Raw genomic sequence first — 301 nt, 5'->3', positions numbered from 1 at the left:
CCCCCCCCCCCCCCCCCCCCCCCCCCCCCCCCCCCCCCCCCCCCCCCCCCCCCCCCCCCCCCCCCCCCCCCCCCCCCCCCCCCCCCCCCCCCCCCCCCCCCCCTTTTCACGCAGAAGACGGCATACGCGATCCTTGTTAATGTCTCGTGGGCTCGGAGATGTGTATAAGAGACAGGTCCAGTACAATCGCTCCAAATAACTTTGTCAGCAGCCTGAAAACCGGCCATCACGGCCGGTTTTTTCATGGTGCGGACGGGGTGGGGGCCGCAGGGATGGGGGCGGCTGCCAGCGGCTGGCAATC

The 301-nt window shown here is 71.8% G+C and carries 1 protein-coding gene; it reads left to right on the top strand.

What is annotated here, in order from left to right:
• Positions 1 to 199, top strand: a 199-nt coding sequence (locus JHD64_RS21635) for a hypothetical protein (RefSeq protein ID WP_199055776.1), incomplete at its 5' end; no start/stop codon positions are given.
• Positions 200 to 301: the final 102 nt, after the last annotated feature.

The organism is Aquitalea sp. ASV15, from assembly GCF_016429115.1.
GTDB lineage: Bacteria > Pseudomonadota > Gammaproteobacteria > Burkholderiales > Chromobacteriaceae > Aquitalea > Aquitalea magnusonii.
The sequence above is the reverse complement of the archived record's forward strand: the minus strand, read 5'-3'. Positions and strand labels throughout refer to the sequence as shown.